The sequence below is a fragment of the Lachnoanaerobaculum orale genome (assembly GCF_003862485.1).
GTDB lineage: Bacteria > Bacillota > Clostridia > Lachnospirales > Lachnospiraceae > Lachnoanaerobaculum > Lachnoanaerobaculum orale.
Genome location: NZ_RRCM01000001.1, coordinates 62,397 through 81,040 on the forward strand (window position 1 = coordinate 62,397; position 18,644 = coordinate 81,040).

Consider the following 18,644-nt stretch of genomic DNA (forward strand, 5'->3'; position numbering starts at 1 on the left):
ATAAATTTATTTATTTTATAATGTAGCAAGAAATTTAGGGGAAATGTAGCCCGGCTACTGGCTCTTAAAGGTTTCTTATAATACTTTTGTTATTTAGATATGGAGGATTGTTATGGATTATCGCAAATCTGCCACAGAAGTGCTGGCGGCGATCGGTGGAAGTAAAAACATTGCGTCTGCCGCACATTGTGCCACAAGATTGCGTTTGGTCATAGTTGACAACGGTAAGGTCGACAAAAAGACCATCGAGAATATTGAAGGCGTAAAAGGAGTCTTTGAGGCTTCGGGACAGTTGCAAATCATATACGGCACAGGTACTGTGGATAAAGTGTATGATGAGTTTATAAATGTAGCAGGTATATCGGGTGCTACGAAGGAAGAGGCGAAGGCGGCTGCAGCAGCCAATACAAATGTATTCCAGAGGTTTATAAAGACCTTGGGAGATATTTTCGTTCCTATCATTCCTGCCATTGTTGCTTCAGGATTCCTTATGGGTATCATGAATGCGCTTGACTTTATGGTAAAAAACGGATTCTTAAATATTGATACGACATCTTCGATATATGTATTTGCGAATCTGTTTTCAAATATAGCATATGTATTCCTGCCTATACTTATCGGATTTTCGGCGGCAGGAGTATTCGGCGGTAATCAGTACTTAGGTGCGGTTATCGGTATGATAATGATTCATCCGAACCTTGTGAATGCTTGGAATGTGGCTACAGCAACAGATATACCGATGCAGAGTGTATTCTTCGGACTTTGGAAAATCAAAATGGTAGGATATCAGGGTCATGTTATTCCTATTATGATTTCAGTTTGGGTAATGTCAAATATAGAAAAAAGATTGCACAAGGTAATACCTGCAATGTTTGATCTTTTTGCAACACCGCTTATATCGGTGTTTGTGACAGGATATCTTGCACTTTCAGCTATCGGACCTGTATTCGTAGTTGTTGAGAATGCTTTTTTAAATGCGGTACAGATGCTTATAGCAATACCTTTCGGTATCGGTTCATTTATAATGGGTGCGCTGTATGCACCTACGGTAGTTATGGGTATTCACCATATGTATACAATTATCGACTTGGGTCAGATAGCAAAATACGGTGTGACATACTGGTTACCTCTTGCATCGGCTGTTAATGTGGCACAGGGCGGTGCCTGTCTTGCGGTAGCTGTAAAGACAAAGGATCCTAAGATTAAGAGTCTTTGCTTCCCGTCATCTCTTTCAGCATTTATGGGTATTACAGAGCCGGCAATCTTCGGTGTAAACTTAAGATTCTTTAAGCCTTTCATTGCAGGATGTCTGGGCGGTGCAGTAGGTGCGATGTTTGCTTCCATAATAAGACTTGGAGCAACGGGAACAGGTGTAACAGGTATATTCGGAATACTTCTTACACTTTCAAATCCTGTAGGATATATTTTGACATTTATTATCTCCATGGCCGTGGCATTTGCAGCAAGCTGGGTACTTACACCGTCAAGCCTTATAGATGCCAATTTACCTGTAGAGCCGGTGGAAGAGAATAAGGATGCACAGGCACTTGGAAGTGTGGATGAAGCTGAAGCTGACAAGGATTTAAGAGTTGAAACCAAGCCTGTAGAAGAAGGACCTGTAGATGTGGCATCACCGCTTAGCGGAAAGATAGTTTCTATGGAAGAGACCAAGGATGAGACCTTTATAGCAGGTATTTTAGGAAAGGGTGTATGTATTATCCCTGACGGAGATACGGTTTATGCACCTGATAACGGTACAGTAATAGCTCTTATGGGTCATGCTGTGGGTATGAAGCTTGACAACGGTGTTGAACTTATTGTTCATGTGGGTGTCAATACTGTTGAACTTGGCGGAAAGCATTTTGAAGCGTTGGTTGCCAACGGAGATAAGTTTAAGAAGGGTCAGGCTCTTATGAAGTTTGATTCCAAGGCAATCAGTGAGGCCGGATACCTTATGACAACTCCTGTACTTGTGACAAACAGTTTTGAGTACAGCGATGTTACCTGCGCACCTTTCGGTGATGTGGCGGTAGGAGATAAGATACTTACAGCAATCAAATAGAATATAGATTATTAAAAAAGACAACTGATGAAAAAACAGTTGTCTTTTTTGCTTTATAAGATTTACATAAATGCCCTTGGTGATACACGCTTTAACATATCAAGCATATGTGTATCGGGGGTGATAAACAGCAAAATATTTTCACCGCTATTTGGGAAGATAAGACAATAAGAAGATGTCATATCGCCTGTGGAACAGTCTATTCTCTTACCGTTTCTTTGACCGTTCATCTTAGGAGATGAGGTGGGAAAAGCGGTCTCTAAGGTCTTGATATCCATGGTGAGGATATTTTTTCTCTTGGTCTTATTGTAGACTGCATCAACGGTCAGATCCGCATTTAACAGAGAGTATTCGTATTCTACAGAAAGTTTAGGGTATACAAGATAGTAGAATACAAAGCCTAGTGCAATTACAAGAATCATTGCAAACTGTGTGTATAATGTAAGCACAAGCATACAAACTATTGCAATGATATTGATTGCAGACATTATTATCGCGGATGAATCAGGTTTATTCTTCTTTACAAGCAATTCATAAAAAGTATCATTCATTATTTTTCACCTTTAAAAAATTTGTAATCAATATGGCTATGTTGAAGATATCGGCACCTTCAAAGGTCTTTATATCGATGCCATATTTTTTTTCTATTTGCTCAAGTCTATAGACTAAAGTATTTCTGTGCATATGCATATATCTTGAGGTCTCGGCGATACTTAAGTTGTGGTGAATGAAGGTGGCTGCAAGCTGCATACTCTCATCATCTATCACACCGCCGAAGTGTCTTTTTAAAAAATTCTCACATACAGGTCTCGGAATATTGTAGATAAGCTCTCCCGTACCTAGGTCATTCGGACTTATTATCTTCTTATCGGAGCAAAAAATCTCGCTGATAAGAAGTGCCTGCCTCAAATCCAGGTACTCCTTTTGCAAAAGTGAAGTATCACTGAATATATCGCTGTATGCAATATATGCTCCGGTCATACCTTCAGTTTCTATAACGTCAAGAAGCGGATGTGCTATATTATCCTCTCCAAGGTAGAGAAAACAAATATGTGTGGAGTCAAGGCTGCAAAGATATTCGGAACTCCTTCCCGGAAAGAGTGAGGTGATTATCTTTTTAATGGTTTCATCTATCTTTGTAGGAACATATATAAGGTATAAGCGCATCTTGGTGTCAGGCTTTATATTAAGTGATTGTAAGGCATGAGCCTGTTCCTTGTCCGGGTAAATTCCGTTAAGTATGTTTAAAAGAATATTGGCGCTTGAATATTTTTCTTTATAGGCTGCGGATATTTTTTTTAAAGCTGAAATACTTACCTCATCTTCATTTTCAATACTTAACTTTACACCTGTAAGTTTATATATTTTGTTCAATTCTTTTTTAATATCATCATTCATAGCTATATTATAGCCGTATATAAAATAAAATAAAGGGGGAAAAGCTCCCCCTTTATAATCTTTTGATTAGTTTGTAATTGTAAGCTCTGTTTCCTTATCAAAGATATGAATCTTTTCCATATCAAGTGCGAACTTGGCATGGTCACCTGTTCTTAAGTTTGTTCTAGGGTTTACTCTTGCAGTCATCTGGAAGCCTTCCACATCAAAGTATAGGAAAACTTCAGCACCTAAAAGCTCATAAACCTTGATATCGGACTCGATAACGCTGTCAGGTGAGCTGTTGATAAACAACTGTGAGTCATGCATATCCTCAGGACGAATACCGAGTACAACAGTCTTACCGTTGTAAGAACCGTCTTTGAACTTTGCAACCTTTGTTACAGGAAGCTTTAAGTTATGTGAACCGACCTTTAAGAATACATCCTCACCTCTGTTTTCAACTACGGCATCCATGAAGTTCATCTGCGGTGATCCGATAAATCCTGCAACGAAGAGGTTCTTAGGAGCATTGTAAAGATTCTCAGGAGAATCTACCTGCTGTACAATACCGTCTTTCATAACAACGATTCTTGTACCAAGTGTCATAGCCTCTGTCTGGTCATGTGTAACGTAGATGATTGTAGCGCCGAGTCTTTGATGAAGCTTTGAAATCTCGATACGCATCTGTACTCTAAGCTTTGCATCAAGGTTTGAAAGAGGCTCATCCATAAGGAATACCTTAGGGTTACGAACGATAGCACGACCCATTGCAACTCTCTGTCTCTGACCGCCTGATAAAGCCTTAGGCTTTCTGTCAAGAAGCTTTTCAAGGTCAAGGATTCTTGCGGCTTCACGAACAAGCTTATCTATCTCATCTTTAGGTCTCTTACGAAGCTTAAGACCGAATGCCATATTGTCATATACAGACATATGCGGATATAGAGCGTAGTTCTGGAAAACCATGGCGATATCTCTGTCCTTAGGTTCCACATCGTTCATTACCTTACCGTCGATTTCAAGTGTACCGCCTGAGATATCCTCAAGTCCTGCAATCATACGAAGTGTTGTAGATTTTCCACAACCTGAAGGTCCTACGAAAATGATGAACTCTTTGTCAGCAATCTCAAGGTTGAAGTCCTGAACAGCCTTAAAGCCGTTAGGATAAACTTTTTCAATGTTCTTTAATGATAAACTTGCCATTTTTCCTCCTAAATGTATAAGAAAATTTATGATTTAAGTATATAAAATAAACTTCGACCAATCAATCGCAGACATCACCAAAAATATCGGCCTTATTTCGTCAAAATAACGAAGTTAAATTGCGAACACATAAAAATGAAAAAGTCAATAATTTACATAAAATTTGCATTGTGTTATGCTAGGGAAAATATATCGACCGTAAAAACTTAATATAATAAAGGGAGTATACGATAGGTGTAAATAATATAGCGAGGTAAGAAAATGAAGAAGGCATGGTGGAAGGAAGCTATAGTTTATCAGATTTATCCGAGAAGCTTTTGTGACAGCAACGGAGACGGAATAGGTGATCTGAACGGTATTACAAGTAAGCTTGACTATCTGAAGGAGCTTGGTATAGATGTGATATGGCTGTCTCCAGTATATAAGTCACCAAATGACGACAACGGATATGATATCAGTGATTATGAAGATATCATGACAGAGTTCGGTACTATGGATGATTTTGACAAGATGCTTGCCGCGGCACATGAAAGGGGCATCAAGATAGTGATGGATCTTGTAGTAAATCACACCTCCGATGAACATCCGTGGTTTGTAGAGAGTAAAAGCTCAAAGGACAATCCGAAGAGGGATTATTATATCTGGAAGGAAGGAAAAAACGGCAAGGAGCCTAACAACTGGGGTTCCGCATTCTCAGGTCCGGCTTGGAAGTACGATGAGAAGACGGATATGTACTACTTACATCTGTTCTCTGTAAAGCAGCCCGATCTCAATTGGGTAAATCCAAAGGTAAGAAAAGAAGTCTTTGATATGATGACAAGATGGTGTGAGAAGGGTATTGACGGCTTCAGAATGGATGTTATAAGCCTTATCTCAAAGCCTGAAGGTTTCCCTGATGCAAAGGTTGTCGGGCTTTACGGAGATATGAACATCTGTGCAAACGGACCTAAGGTACATGATTATCTGAAAGAGATGAATGAAAAGGTACTTTCAAAGTTTGATATTATGACTGTCGGAGAGACTGCAGGCGTTACACTTGATGAGGCGAAGAAGTATGCAAACAGTGAGGGCAGTGAGCTCAACATGGTGTTTCAGTTTGAACATATGGGGCTTGACGGTGAAGGGGACTTTAAGTGGTCAACAAAGCACATCCCTCTTGTACCTTTAAAGGAGAACCTTACAAAGTGGCAGCTGGGGCTTGATGAAGTGGCATGGAACAGCTTGTATTTTTGCAATCATGACCAGCCAAGAATCGTATCAAGGCTTGGGGATGACAGTGACGAGTTCAGAGAGGTTTCAGCAAAGTGTATAGCTACCTGCCTACATATGATGCAGGGTACACCTTATGTATATCAGGGTGAGGAGCTCGGTATGACAAATACCGTGTTCAAGTCCGTAGATGATTTCAGAGACCTTGAATCAATCAATGCATATAGAGAGCTTATAGAAAGCGGCCTTTATACTAAGGAAGATATGTTCCCTAAGATTGCACACAAGAGCAGAGACAATGCAAGAACTCCTATGCAGTGGGATGCAGGTGAGAATGCAGGCTTTACCACAGGCACACCTTGGATTGCACTAAACCCTAACTATAAGAAAATAAATGTTGCCGACCAGCTAAATAGAGATGATTCGGTATTCCACTACTATCAAAAACTCATCAAACTCAGAAAAGAGTATGAGATTATAGTATACGGAAAGTATGAGCTTTTACTTCCTGACGATGAAAATATATATGCATATGTTAGAACACTCGGAAATCAGAAGCTTTTGACAGTGTGCAACTTCAGTAAAGAAAATCACAAGTTTGACTTTTCAGGCTATGAAAATGCCAAGGTTTTGATATCAAATTATAACAGAGATGTTAGAGAAGACGGCACATTAAAGCCTTATGAGGCGGCTGTTTTATTACTTGAAAATGCATGAAAAGTATGATAAAATGTTGACAAATATCATAAAGATACTCAATGGAGGAGATTAAGATGAAAAAAAGATTCTTGAGTGTTGCAGCAGGTGTTTTGGCGGTATCCGCTATTTTGGCAGGATGCGGTTCAGGTGCTGCAAAGAGCGAGAGCAGTGCAGATACTCAGAGCAGTGCTGCAGAGACAAAGGCAGGCGAGTCTAAGGCTGACAGCAGCGCAAGTGCAGGCGCACTCAGACTTGTAAACGGTAAGATTGAGATTGATTCACAGCTTAAGAAAGTAGCCGAGAAGTACAAAGAGAAGACAGGACAGGAAGTTGTTATCGAGTCTTTAGGTGGCGGTGTTGATATTCAGGGTCAGTTAAAGAGCTATAAGGCAGCCGACAATATGCCTGATATCTTTGTTATCGGCGGTGACGGCGACTATGCAAACTGGACAGATTCAGTTGCAGACCTCAGTGATTGTGAGTTCGTAAAGAATACAGATTTCGGTTATAAGGATAAGACATCAGGTAAGGTTGTAGGTTTCCCATATGCTGTAGAGGGCTACGGTATCACATACAATGCAGATATTCTTGAGAAGGCAGGTATCGATCCTGCATCACTTAAAAACTATGATGCATTCAAAGCGGCTTTTGAGAAGCTTGACAGCATGAAGAGTGAGCTTGGTATTCAGGCGGTAGCATCTGTAGCTGCAGAGTCCGGACAGATGTACTGGTCAACAGGTAACCATTTATTCGGTTACTACTACACAGGCGGACTTGACAGAGGTGACAACAAGTACTTTGATATGGCTATGAAGGGTGAGTTTGATGATCAGAGACTTAGTGAGTTTGCAGATATGACAGCTTTACTTTTCAAGTATGCAGATCCGCAGGTACTTATCTCAGGTACATATGATGATCAGCTTGCACTTTGGGCACAGGGTAAGACAGCATTCATCACACAGGGTAACTGGATTGATCCTTCACTTCCTACATACAATGTAACATTTAAGGCAGGCCTTTTACCGCTTGCATTTACAAAGGCCGATATGACAAAGATCCTTGCAGACAGCCCTTCATGGTGGTGTGTATATAAGGACAGCAAGAATGTGGATGCAGCTAAGAAGTTCCTTGATTACTTGGCAACAGATCCTGATGCACAGGAGATTCTTGTAAAAGAAGCAGGTATGATTTCACCATATAAGTCAAGCACAATTGAGCCTGAGACACCGCTTGCAGTAAGCTTGAAGTCATATGTTGATGCAGGTAATACATCTTCATGGGCTTGGTCAAATATGCCTGAGGGTATCGCACAGAATAAGCTCGGTCTTATCTTCGAATCTTTCGCAAAGGGCGATATGACAAATGAGCAGTTCGTTACAATGATGAAGACTACAATTGCCGATTATGTTGCAGCAAACAAAAAGCAATAATAAAAAACAATATTTAAAATGCTTCGCAAATTTTAGAACGGCCGGTTTAAAAGATTTGAGACCGGTAGTGTAAAGTTAATATATATTGCCAAGGCATTTGGATGCTTTGCGATATTTATCGCAAAAAACAGATTTTCTGTTTTCAAGAACTTAGGATGGCGACTTTTTAAAGTCGCCATTTTTTTAGATATATCTTCATGCCTTAGAGGCATTTGAAAGGAGCGAACTTGAATACAAAAAATGCAAAGACGTTACCACTTATCTTTATGGTGGTAGGAGCGTTATTGACGATTTATGCATTGATTTTGGACTTTATGAAGTCCACAGGAGAATTAAGAGGCTATATACTGATTTTGGGTGTGATTTTATTGATACTGGGTATATTTAAAATACCAAACAAAAAGCATACCAAAATAGTAAACATGGTTTTCTTATTCCCGATGATATTTACTTTTGCAGTGACTGTTATCATTCCGTTTATTTTGGGTATTGTATACTCATTTACAGACTGGAACGGTATACAGGTTACCAAATTCGTGGGCTTGTCCAATTATATTACTATGTTCAAGCAGTCCGATTATGTGTATTCGTTTGTAATTACGGTAATATACACAGTTATAAATATGATTTTGGTGAATGTGGTAGGTTTTGCTTTGGCACTTGTATGTTCATCAAAGATTAAGGGAACATCATTTTTCCGTTCGGCATACTTTTTGCCGAACCTGATCGGCGGTCTTGTACTCGGCTATGTATGGCAGTTTATATTCAATAAGGTGTTTACTACAGTATTTGCAGGTTCCGTATCAATGCTTACAAATGCAAACCTTGCACTGCTTGCAATACTTATAGTTAATACATGGCAGTATGCAGGTTATATAATGCTTATCTACCTGACAGGTCTTCAGACTGTGCCTAAGGATGTACTTGAGGCGGCAGGAGTGGACGGTGCATCTGCAATCACAACGCTCTTTAAGATAAAGATGCCTATGATTGCAAATACATTTACAGTATGTATATTCCTTACATTGGTCAATTCTTTCAAACAGTTTGATTTGAACTTGGCTATAACAAACGGTGCGCCAAGCCGTATCATGGGAGCGGATATTATACAGTCCACAGAGCTTTTGGCTTTGAATATTTATAATACCGCAATCAGAAAGAACAACTACGCGCTTGGACAGACAAAGGCGGTTGTATTCTTTATAATACTTGCAGTGGTATCACTTACACAGGTTGCAATAAGTAAGAAGAAGGAGGTAGAGCTGTAATGAGAGCACAAAAGATTAGAAATGTGGTCGGCACTATTGTCGGCTTTATCATAGCATTCTTTATACTTTGTCCGTTTTTCCTTGTTGTAATAAACTCCGCAAAGACCAGTGCGGATATCGTGGTAAGCCCTATCACTTTGCCTAAGAACTGGGCACAGATGCTTACCAACTTTAAGGGTGTTATAAATAATACGAACTTCAGCTACTGGAGTTCTTTCAGAAGTTCTATGATAATTACAGTTGTTTCATTGGTACTTTTGACATTATTTTCATCTATGGCTGCATGGGTGTTAAGCCGTCATCACAAAGAGGGTTGGTCAAACTTTATCTTTATGATGTTTGTAGCCGCAATGGTTATTCCTTTCCAGGTTGTTATGCTTCCTATACTTACAGTTTTCAAAAATATAGGAAACTTCACAGGTATTCAGATGCTCTCAAGCTATAAGGGAGTGGTATTTGCTTACCTCGGATTCGGAGGTTCCATGTCAATTTTTGTACTGCACGGTTTTATAAAAGGTATCCCGAAGGAGCTTGAGGAGGCCGCATGGATTGACGGATGTTCTCCTGAAGGTACTTTCTTTAGGGTTATTATGCCTCTTTTGCGTCCGGTACAGATGACAGTTCTTATATTGAACGGTCTTTGGATTTGGAACGACTATCTGCTTCCATCTATTATGCTCGGACTTAACGGTAAGATTAAGACATTACCTATCGCTGTAAGCAGCTTCGTAGGTTCTTACGTTAAGCAGTGGGACTTGATTCTTAGTGCCGCTTTCCTTGCTATGATCCCTATTGTTATTTTGTTCTTGGTTGCACAAAAGCAGATTATACAGGGAATGGTAGACGGAGCTATCAAATAATTATTCAGTTATAAGCCATATGACTCTAAGCCATATGGCTTAAAATATAAGGAGGAATTATGAGAAGAAGTGGAATTTTATTACATGTAAGCAGTCTTCCGGGCAGATACGGCATAGGAAGCTTCGGAAAAGAGGCGTATCGCTTTGTAGATAAGTTGAAAGCCGCAAAGCAGTCATATTGGCAGATTTTACCGCTTGGTCCTACAAGCTACGGAGATTCGCCTTATCAGTCTTTTTCAACATTTGCAGGTAATCCGTATTTTATAGATTTGGAAATGCTTATAGAAGAAGGTCTTCTTACAAAGAAAGAATGTGAGAGTACAGACTTCGGAAGCAATCCAAAAAAGGTTGATTACAAGAAACTATATGAGGGCAGATATGAACTTTTGCATAAGGCATATGAGAGAGCCAAAATCTTTGAGAATGAAGCTTTTAAGGATTTTGTCTATGAAAATTCTAAATGGATTTGGGACTATGCTCTTTTTATGGCGCTTAAGGACTATTTCAACGGTGAACCTTTTACTTCATGGCCTACAGATATAAGGGACAGATATGACTATTCCATCAACTACTACAGAGAGAAGCTTTACTTTGATATTGAGTTCTACCAGTTCTTACAGTATAAGTTTGATGAGCAGTGGAAGAAGTTAAAGGCGTATGCAAATGAGAACGGAGTTGAGATAATCGGAGATATTCCGATATATGTTGCAATGGACAGTGCTGATACATGGGCACATCCTGAGCTTTTCCAGATAGGGGAAGAGGGTAAGGCGACAGCAGTTGCAGGATGTCCGCCGGACGGATTTGCTCCTGACGGTCAGCTTTGGGGAAATCCTCTTTATAACTGGGAATATCACAGAAATACAGGCTTTAAGTGGTGGATAAAGAGATTAAAAAAGAATTTCGAGTGGTACGATGTTATTCGCATTGATCATTTCAGAGGCTTTGACGAGTACTATTCCATCCCTGCAAAAGATAAGACGGCGGCAGGCGGTCACTGGGAGAAGGGACCGGGAATTGAACTTTTCAACAGGATTAAGGAAGCTTTAGGTGATTGCAGGCTGATAGCTGAAGACCTCGGATATGTGACAGACAGCGTACGCAGGCTTGTAAATGACAGCGGTTATCCGGGAATGAAGGTGCTTGAGTTTGCATTCGACTCAAGAGATACAGGAAACGCCAACGATTATCTTCCGCACAACTATGTAAGAAACAGTGTGGTATACACAGGGACGCATGACAATGAGACGGTAATGGGATGGCTCAATGATATAACCGAGAAGGAATACAATAAGGTGCTTGAGTACTTCAACTTAAAGAAGGGCATAAAGCATACCGAAGTATGTGATGCTATCGTCAGAGGTGCTGTAGGCAGCGTCTCAGATACCTGCATCATTCCAATACAGGACTATCTGCACTATGACCACAACTACAGAATGAATACACCGTCCACAATCGGCAAGAACTGGATGTTCAGACTCACCGACAAGGAAATGAGTGATGAAGTTTGGAAAAAGATAAAATACCTGACCGAGTTATACGGAAGGGTGAGATAATAATAAGGGTCGCAATAAAAAATGAATTGCGGCCCTTGATTTATATTGTAAATAATTAGATTTCAATCACGACTGCCTGATATCCTTCAAGCTTTATCTCAGTATCTGAAACAAATTCCACATTTTCTACATTGTTTAAAACCACCTTCTTGCATTTTGAAGGGAGTTTTACGGTCTGCGGCTTGGTAGAGAAGTTACCGAGTACAAGCAATGTCTGACTGTCACCTACTCTCTTAAACGCCATCAGCCTTTCTACCTCAGGAAGGTAAGGTACGGTCTTACCGTATACCACAGTATCGGCGTACTCAGGATTTTTTCTGAGAGCGGTAAGCTTTTTGTAGTAAGAAAGTACGGAATTCGGGTCGTTTATCTGTGAAGCGACATTGATTCTCTTGTAGTCCGGATTTACCATAAGCCAAGGCTTACCTGTAGTAAAGCCTGCGTTCTCGCTTGTATCCCACTGGAAAGGTGTACGGCTGTTGTCACGGCTGTAATGCTTTACGATTTTAAAAGCCTCTTCGGGAGAAAGTCCGGCTTCTATTGCTACTTTATACTGGTCGCGGGTTGAAATATCATCTATCTGGTCCATAGAGGTGAAGTTTACATTCTCCATACCTATTTCCTGACCCTGGTAGATGAAAGGAAGGCCGCGGAGCATAAACTGCATTGTACCTAGGAACTTCTTAGCGGTATCACTAAGCTCGTCTGCAGGAATATAGTGGCTTACTCCTCTCGGCTCATCATGGTTTTCAATTATAGTGGAAATCATACCTATATCGCCAAGTTTTTCCTGAGTCTCAAAGCAGCATCTCTTGTAGTCGTCAGGAGTGATAGGCTTGCTGTCGTACCAACCGTTCCTACTTTTTCCGAATATTGTCTCATTGAAGTCAAACATACTTGAGAAATAGCCGTCATCACCGATGAAAAGCGGAATGTCCTCTTCACGCTCGTCAAATACTTCGCCTACAGTGAAAGCGTCATGCTTGGCAAATGTCTCATTTTTAAGTTCTGTAAGGAAGTCACCTACACCTATGGCATCCTCAAGCATTCTATGCGGCTCTACAAAGCCGTCTTCTCGATCCGGTGAGTAGCAATAGTCAATTATAGGGAGAGCCTTCTTTATATTGATAATTGCATCAATTCTGAAACCTGCCAATCCCTTATCAAGCCACCAGTTGATCATTGTATAGATTTCTTCACGAACCTTAGGATTTTCCCAGTTTAGATCAGGCTGCTTTTTGTGGAAGAGGTGAAGATAGTATTTATTTGTACCCGGTATTTTCTCCCATGCGCTGCCGCCGAAGTATGAACGCCAGTTATTCGGCTCCTTGCCGTCTTTACCCTCTTCAATATAGAAATACTTGCCGTACTCACCGTCAGGGTCAGCTACAGCTTTTTTAAACCACTCATGTTCATCCGAGCAGTGATTTACCACAAGGTCCATAAGGATGTACATATCTCTTTTTTTGGCTTGTGCTAAAAGCTCATCCATATCGTCCATATTTCCGAATACGGGATCTATATTGTAGTAGTCTGAAATATCGTAGCCCTGATCTGCAAAAGGAGAGCAGTAGCAAGGTGAAATCCATATGATATCCACTCCAAGCTCTTTAAGGTAGTCAAGTTTTTCAGTAATACCCTTAAGGTCACCGATACCGCTACCTGTAGTATCATTAAAACTTTTTGGATATATCTGATAAGCAACTTTACCGTGCCACCATTTTTTTGTCATATATAACCTCCTAAGAAAATAAACTTTCTTTCAAAATCATAATTTATCACAATGTATAAAATTATGCAAGTAAAAAAGATGCCTGTAGAGTATACAAACATCTTTTTAAAGAATTATTTGAAGCCTTTCTTTATAACTGTGCCGAAGCCTACCGTGAAGATTATGATGGAAGAAAATATTATAAGTATTCGTTGTGTCATATCCACAAAAAAACCTTCAGGCACTATATTTATCAAATTGTCGGTAGTCGGGTCAAGCATCCACAAATCATTTGTAAAAAATATGCGGTGGAAGAGAATAAAATATTTCTCAAAGTCACCTGATACAATGAATATAAGGACGCCGGCCACAGCCAGTGAAAGCAAAGTACCGTATACAAAGACATTTGATATAAAGCTTGATATCTTACCCTTAAGAAGCTTTTCAGATATGATACACAGTATAATTACGGCAATCAGTATGCTTCTTATACGGCTTGCACCAACAAAAAGATTTCTTACATCCTTCATATGCTTGACTTCTCTCTCATTAAAGAAAGGTGTATCCGGAACATCCTTTATAGTAGCCTTTACATCTGTCAGGGTATCTTTGGTACCGTTTAGATAATGCATCATATCCACGGTTACATCCATAAGGTCGGGCATTGATATGTCGACAAATGCGGTCACCGCATATTTTTTATACTCTTTTTCGTAGAATGAAAAGTCGGAATATGCGGCTATTTCAATGGAGGTTACCAGTGCAATAAACATCAGTGAAAAGCTTGAAATAATACCTAATATGAAGCGAAGGAATTTCATCAAGCGTCCTTCCAAGATTTTATGACCTTAAGTCTTGTGAACTCCTCACGGTCCTTTTCCTCAAGTGCATTTGTAATAGTCTTTACAAGTGTCTCATAGGTCGGGATAGTGATATTCTTTAAGGCATTGGCTCTCTTTTGAGTCTTTTTGATATTGCTTGCAAGTCTGTATGCCGAATTCTCAATCATAGAAAGCTTGACTGTAAGCCTTTTCACTTCATTGAATTTTTCTCTGGCTTTATCAAGAGATTCTCTGGTTGAATAATAAGCATAAGTAGGGGTGATAGGGTTATCATCAAATCTTACAAGCGGGATTTCGGTACCCATTACAGACCTGGTTTTTATCTGTACACTGTCCTCGACAGGAACAGAACCGGCTATATCGGCAACAAAGTCAATACCCAATTCGATATTTACATACATCAGCGCCTTATATGCTGCACTGAAAGTTGTATCTATTTGTTTCTGTATTTCTTTAGCCTCATCAATAAGTCCCATAAGCTCGCGGATAAGAATATTTCTTTTCTTATCCATCAAGCCGTAGCCCTGTCTTGCCAGCGCCAGAGAGTTTTTTGAGGCTATCAAATTACCCTTGGTTGGGAATGTATTTATATTCATAACTAATCCTCTACTGTAGCAGGAACTATATCTCCGTTTGCATCAAGCATTGTAGGTTTGTAATACTGGTCAAGAACCTTTGTATCGATTCTGTCAAGCTCGCCTCTAGGCATAAGTCCAAGCAGATTCCAGCCTATATCAAGTGTATCAAAGATGGTACGGTTGTCATTTACTGACTGACCGATAAACATCTGCTCAAAAGCTCTACCGAATACCAGATACTTCTTATCGGTATCTGAAAGCTCGTCCTCACCGATAACTGAAGCAAGCGCTCTGGCATCACCCACCTTAGAGTAGGAAGAGAAGAGCTGGTTTGCAACGTCTTGGTGATCGCCTCTTGTAAAGCCTTCACCGATACCGTCCTTCATAAGTCTTGAAAGTGAAGGAAGTACGGCTATAGGCGGATAGATTGACTGACCGTTTAAGTCTCTGTCAAGAACTATCTGACCCTCTGTGATATAACCTGTAAGGTCAGGGATCGGGTGAGTGATATCGTCGTTAGGCATAGTAAGAATAGGAATCTGTGTAACTGAACCGTTCACACCTTCTACGATACCTGCTCTCTCATATATTGTAGCAAGCTCTGAATAAAGGTAGCCCGGGAAACCTTTTCTTGAAGGAATCTCACCCTTTGAAGATGAAACCTCACGCATTGCCTCTGCAAATGAAGTCATATCTGTGAGGATTACAAGGATGTGCATACCCTTTTCAAAAGCAAGGTACTCTGCAACCGTAAGTGCAACCTTAGGTGTAATAAGTCTTTCTACTACAGGGTCGTTTGCAAGATTGATGAATGTGATAACGTGGTCACTAACACCGCTCTCTGCAAATGTTCTCTGGAAGAAATCGGCAACGTCGTGCTTTACACCCATAGCGGCAAACACTACGGCGAACTTCTCATCGTCATTGTCACTGTCACCCAAAGAAGACTGACGAACAAGCTGTGCTGCAAGCTCATCATGTGGAAGACCGTTTCCTGAGAATATAGGCAATTTCTGACCTCTGATAAGAGTCATAAGTCCGTCTATTGCGGAAATACCGGTTCTGATATAGTTTCTCGGGTACTCTCTTGTAACAGGGTTTAGCGGCTTACCGTTTACATCAAGTGTTTTTTCAGCCTCCACACTGCCGAGTCCGTCTATCGGCTCACCGATACCGTTGAAAGTTCTTCCGAACATTGCTTCGGAAACGCCTATTTCCATAGGCTTTCCTGTAAGCTTTGTGTGTGTATTTCTAAGTGCCATACTGTCTGTTCCTTCAAAAACCTGTATGACAGCCTTATCATTGTTTATCTCTATAATTCTGCCGAGGCGCTTTTCATTACCGTTTACGGTCATCTCTACGATTTCATCATAGGCAGCACCCTTGACACCCTCAAGAACTACCAGCGGTCCGTTTATGGAGCTAAGTCCAAGGTATTCTATTGACATTTTTTTACCTCCTATGCATTCTTTTCAAGTACTTTTTCGTAGAATGTGTCAATGTCTTTTTTGTATTGATCCAACATTTCAAGTTTGTCATTCGGAACATCATACTTTATAGAAGTTACCTTATCCCAAATGCTGTCCTGATGTAAAACGCTCATAGGCATACCCTGATGAACCAGTGCTTTTGATTTCTGATACAGATAAAGTATAACATCCATCATCTTAAACTGCTTTATAAGAGGTACTGAAGTATCATCCTTGTGGAACGCGTTCTGCTGCAAAAATCCTACTCTTATAACCTTTGCGATATCAAGTACAAGCTTCTGGTCGTCAGGCAATACGTCGGCACCGATAAGCTTTACTATCTCCATCAAAGAAGCTTCCTGATTGAGGATATATACAAGTCTGTTTCTGTATTCAACGAACTTCTTGTCAACATGCTCGGCGTACCAAGGCGCAAGATCTGTCAAATACTCTGAATAGCTGTCAAGCCACTGGATAGCAGGGAAGTGTCTTGCATAAGCAAGCCTCTTATCAAGTCCCCAGAAGCAACGTACGAATCTCTTTGTATTCTGTGTAACAGGCTCTGAGAAGTCACCACCCTGTGGAGAAACCGCACCGATAATGGAAACGGAACCTTCAGTGCCGTTTAAGTTTTGCATCATTCCGGCTCTCTCATAGAATGCTGAAAGTCTTGATGCAAGATATGCCGGGAAACCTTCCTCGGCAGGCATCTCCTCAAGTCGACCTGAAATCTCACGAAGAGCCTCGGCCCATCTTGAAGTGGAGTCGGCCATGATTGCAACATCATAACCCATATCTCTGTAGTACTCTGCAAGTGTCAGACCTGAATACAGAGAAGCCTCTCTGGCCGCAACAGGCATATTTGAAGTGTTTGCGATAAGAGTTGTTCGGTCCATCAAAGGATTACCGCTCTTAGGGTCGATAAGTTCCGAGAACTCCTCAAGAACCTGTGTCATCTCGTTACCACGCTCACCACATCCGATATATATGATGATATTTGCATCGGACCACTTTGCAATCTGGTGCTGTGTCATGGTCTTACCTGTACCGAATCCGCCCGGAACTGCTGCAGTACCGCCCTTTGCAAGAGGGAAGAGAGTATCAAGTATTCTCTGTCCTGTGATAAGCGGAATGCTTGCCGGGAATCTCTTCTTTGTAGGTCTCGGCACACGAATAGGCCAATGCTGTGTCATTGTTACAGGAACTTCACTACCGTCTGTAAGCTGTAATGTAATAAGCTTATCGTTAATAGTATACTCACCGTCATCAACCACATCTACTACATAGCCCTTAAGATTAGGTGAGAGCATTACTTTATGTACAATTGCCTGAGTCTCAGGAACTTCAGCGATGATAGTACCGCCGTCAATAGCCTGGCCCGGCTTTACGGTTATATGTGTTTTCCAAAGTTTCTTTGTATCAAGTGAATCTACACTGACACCTCTTGATATATAAGCACCCTCTTTTTTAGCTATCTCGCTAAGCGGACGCTCGATACCGTCAAATATGTTGTTAAGTATACCCGGTGCAAGAGTTACGGACACAGGAGATCCTGTACCTGTTACCACTTCGCCGGGCTTAAGACCGCCGGTCTCCTCATAAACCTCAATGATAGTTGCGTCGGTTGTAAGACCGATTACCTCACCTACAAGGTTTTCTTCACCTACGTATACCATTTCATGCATTTCAAAGCCGGAATCATTTGATGTCTTTACGATCGGCCCGTTTATTGCAAATATAATACCTGTTTTTGCCATTATAGCACCTCCATCTCTACATCAAATTTATCTTTAGCTTCTGCTATCTTTTTCTCGAAAGAATTGTCAATCAAGATATTCTTAGCCGGGATGACAGCTCTTAGACCGCCATGGAAAGGATATTTGCTTATAATTATATCAATACCGTGTTTTACAGAAAGCTTATGTGCCAATGCTTCATCGTTAGGGTCGATATATATTTTTACTTCATCATTTCCCGCAAACTTAAGCGCCTTGTCTATCTGAGAATCAAGCAAAGCTTCATATGCAGGAGAGGATTGATAAGATGCAAGTTTTGCCTCAAGCTGTGCAAAGATTTTTTCTTTAAGCTCGGCAGCTTTTTTACTGATTTCCAATTTCAACTTTATCTGTTCAAGAGCAAGCTCTTTATTGGTTTCCTTGTCAATCCTTGTAGTTTCTGTTTTGACTTCCATATCAGCAAGCCTTATCTCACTGCTTTGGTAGTCTGCGAAGTCCTTATCTAAAGCACTTCTATAATCTGAAAGTATCTTTTCAGCTGCAGCCATGGCATCCGCCACGCAGGCTTCTTTAAAATGCTGTAGTTTTTCTTCTATTGTCAAGATAATACCTACCTTTTTATACTAATGTAACAGTTCAGCAAAAGC

Annotated in this window: 15 protein-coding genes; 6 read left to right on the forward strand and 9 right to left on the reverse strand. The window is 40.5% G+C overall.

What is annotated here, in order from left to right; genetic code table 11:
* The first annotated feature begins 112 nt into the window (after positions 1-112).
* Entirely contained in the window at positions 113-2,062 is a 1,950-nt protein-coding gene (locus EHW90_RS00395) for a PTS beta-glucoside transporter subunit IIBCA (protein ID WP_124950335.1), read from the forward strand.
* A 62-nt stretch (positions 2,063-2,124) separates the two neighbouring features.
* On the opposite strand, the gene EHW90_RS00400 is transcribed toward EHW90_RS00395, so the two are convergent.
* The 3 genes from EHW90_RS00400 to EHW90_RS00410 all read right to left on the reverse strand — a co-directional run bounded on the left by EHW90_RS00400 (position 2,125) and on the right by EHW90_RS00410 (position 4,639).
* Positions 2,125-2,613 (reverse strand): hypothetical protein, encoded by a 489-nt coding sequence (locus EHW90_RS00400; RefSeq protein WP_124950337.1) that lies wholly within the window; start codon positions 2,611-2,613, stop codon positions 2,125-2,127.
* Positions 2,606-3,460: a PucR family transcriptional regulator gene (locus tag EHW90_RS00405; RefSeq protein ID WP_124950339.1), complete on the reverse strand. Its 855-nt coding sequence runs from the start codon at positions 3,458-3,460 to the stop codon at positions 2,606-2,608. The genes EHW90_RS00400 and EHW90_RS00405 overlap by 8 nt, the downstream gene beginning before the upstream one ends.
* A gap of 66 nt (positions 3,461-3,526) precedes the next feature.
* Complete coding sequence (locus tag EHW90_RS00410) at positions 3,527-4,639, reverse strand: ABC transporter ATP-binding protein (protein WP_060932274.1); 1,113 nt, start codon at positions 4,637-4,639, stop codon at positions 3,527-3,529.
* Between the two features lie 261 nt (positions 4,640-4,900).
* Here EHW90_RS00410 and EHW90_RS00415 point away from each other — a divergent pair, with 261 nt between their 5' ends.
* The 5 genes from EHW90_RS00415 to malQ all read left to right on the forward strand — a co-directional run bounded on the left by EHW90_RS00415 (position 4,901) and on the right by malQ (position 11,661).
* Positions 4,901-6,565 carry a glycoside hydrolase family 13 protein gene (locus EHW90_RS00415; RefSeq protein WP_124950341.1) on the forward strand — a complete coding sequence of 555 codons (1,665 nt, stop codon included), beginning with the start codon at positions 4,901-4,903 and terminating at the stop codon, positions 6,563-6,565.
* Between the two features lie 56 nt (positions 6,566-6,621).
* Complete coding sequence (locus tag EHW90_RS00420) at positions 6,622-7,977, forward strand: ABC transporter substrate-binding protein (RefSeq protein WP_040458332.1); 1,356 nt, start codon at positions 6,622-6,624, stop codon at positions 7,975-7,977.
* 266 nt (positions 7,978-8,243) lie between these two features.
* A complete protein-coding gene (locus EHW90_RS00425) occupies positions 8,244-9,245 on the forward strand; it encodes a carbohydrate ABC transporter permease (RefSeq protein WP_408610030.1) in 1,002 nt (333 codons plus the stop codon).
* Positions 9,245-10,105, forward strand: coding sequence for a carbohydrate ABC transporter permease (locus tag EHW90_RS00430; protein WP_124950345.1), 861 nt, complete (start codon positions 9,245-9,247; stop codon positions 10,103-10,105). Before EHW90_RS00425 ends, EHW90_RS00430 begins: the two co-directional genes overlap by 1 nt.
* Positions 10,106-10,164: 59 nt before the next feature.
* Positions 10,165-11,661, forward strand: coding sequence for a 4-alpha-glucanotransferase (gene malQ / locus EHW90_RS00435; protein WP_124950347.1), 1,497 nt, complete (start codon positions 10,165-10,167; stop codon positions 11,659-11,661).
* Between the two features lie 55 nt (positions 11,662-11,716).
* Here malQ and EHW90_RS00440 read toward each other — a convergent pair whose 3' ends face one another.
* The 6 genes from EHW90_RS00440 to EHW90_RS00465 all read right to left on the reverse strand — a co-directional run bounded on the left by EHW90_RS00440 (position 11,717) and on the right by EHW90_RS00465 (position 18,599).
* On the reverse strand, positions 11,717-13,393 hold the full coding sequence (locus EHW90_RS00440; protein WP_124950349.1) for an alpha-glucosidase: 1,677 nt from the start codon (positions 13,391-13,393) through the stop codon (positions 11,717-11,719).
* A 113-nt stretch (positions 13,394-13,506) separates the two neighbouring features.
* The gene (locus EHW90_RS00445) at positions 13,507-14,193 is read right to left on the reverse strand and encodes a TIGR01906 family membrane protein (RefSeq protein WP_124950351.1); all 687 of its coding nucleotides are present in this window, start codon (positions 14,191-14,193) and stop codon (positions 13,507-13,509) included.
* The gene (locus EHW90_RS00450; RefSeq protein WP_009447029.1) at positions 14,193-14,810 is read right to left on the reverse strand and encodes a V-type ATP synthase subunit D; all 618 of its coding nucleotides are present in this window, start codon (positions 14,808-14,810) and stop codon (positions 14,193-14,195) included. The genes EHW90_RS00445 and EHW90_RS00450 overlap by 1 nt, the downstream gene beginning before the upstream one ends.
* A gap of 2 nt (positions 14,811-14,812) precedes the next feature.
* Positions 14,813-16,240 carry a V-type ATP synthase subunit B gene (locus EHW90_RS00455; RefSeq protein WP_124950353.1) on the reverse strand — a complete coding sequence of 476 codons (1,428 nt, stop codon included), beginning with the start codon at positions 16,238-16,240 and terminating at the stop codon, positions 14,813-14,815.
* A gap of 11 nt (positions 16,241-16,251) precedes the next feature.
* Positions 16,252-18,018: a V-type ATP synthase subunit A gene (locus EHW90_RS00460; RefSeq protein ID WP_124950355.1), complete on the reverse strand. Its 1,767-nt coding sequence runs from the start codon at positions 18,016-18,018 to the stop codon at positions 16,252-16,254.
* Positions 18,018-18,599, reverse strand: coding sequence for a V-type ATP synthase subunit E (locus EHW90_RS00465; RefSeq protein ID WP_124950358.1), 582 nt, complete (start codon positions 18,597-18,599; stop codon positions 18,018-18,020). Before EHW90_RS00465 ends, EHW90_RS00460 begins: the two co-directional genes overlap by 1 nt.
* Between the last annotated feature and the right edge of the window lie 45 nt (positions 18,600-18,644).

Bases quoted from the DNA above. Each gene is read 5' to 3' on its own strand.
- EHW90_RS00440 (WP_124950349.1), bottom strand. From the start codon at position 13,393: ATGACAAAAAAATGGTGGCACGGTAAAGTTGCTTATCAGATATATCCA.
- EHW90_RS00395 (WP_124950335.1), top strand. From the start codon at position 113: ATGGATTATCGCAAATCTGCCACAGAAGTGCTGGCGGCGATCGGTGGA.
- malQ (WP_124950347.1), top strand. From the start codon at position 10,165: ATGAGAAGAAGTGGAATTTTATTACATGTAAGCAGTCTTCCGGGCAGA.
- EHW90_RS00400 (WP_124950337.1), bottom strand. From the start codon at position 2,613: ATGAATGATACTTTTTATGAATTGCTTGTAAAGAAGAATAAACCTGAT.
- EHW90_RS00405 (WP_124950339.1), bottom strand. From the start codon at position 3,460: ATGAATGATGATATTAAAAAAGAATTGAACAAAATATATAAACTTACA.
- EHW90_RS00425 (WP_408610030.1), top strand. From the start codon at position 8,244: ATGGTGGTAGGAGCGTTATTGACGATTTATGCATTGATTTTGGACTTT.
- EHW90_RS00460 (WP_124950355.1), bottom strand. From the start codon at position 18,018: ATGGCAAAAACAGGTATTATATTTGCAATAAACGGGCCGATCGTAAAG.
- EHW90_RS00430 (WP_124950345.1), top strand. From the start codon at position 9,245: ATGAGAGCACAAAAGATTAGAAATGTGGTCGGCACTATTGTCGGCTTT.
- EHW90_RS00450 (WP_009447029.1), bottom strand. From the start codon at position 14,810: ATGAATATAAATACATTCCCAACCAAGGGTAATTTGATAGCCTCAAAA.
- EHW90_RS00445 (WP_124950351.1), bottom strand. From the start codon at position 14,193: ATGAAATTCCTTCGCTTCATATTAGGTATTATTTCAAGCTTTTCACTG.
- EHW90_RS00455 (WP_124950353.1), bottom strand. From the start codon at position 16,240: ATGTCAATAGAATACCTTGGACTTAGCTCCATAAACGGACCGCTGGTA.
- EHW90_RS00420 (WP_040458332.1), top strand. From the start codon at position 6,622: ATGAAAAAAAGATTCTTGAGTGTTGCAGCAGGTGTTTTGGCGGTATCC.
- EHW90_RS00410 (WP_060932274.1), bottom strand. From the start codon at position 4,639: ATGGCAAGTTTATCATTAAAGAACATTGAAAAAGTTTATCCTAACGGC.
- EHW90_RS00415 (WP_124950341.1), top strand. From the start codon at position 4,901: ATGAAGAAGGCATGGTGGAAGGAAGCTATAGTTTATCAGATTTATCCG.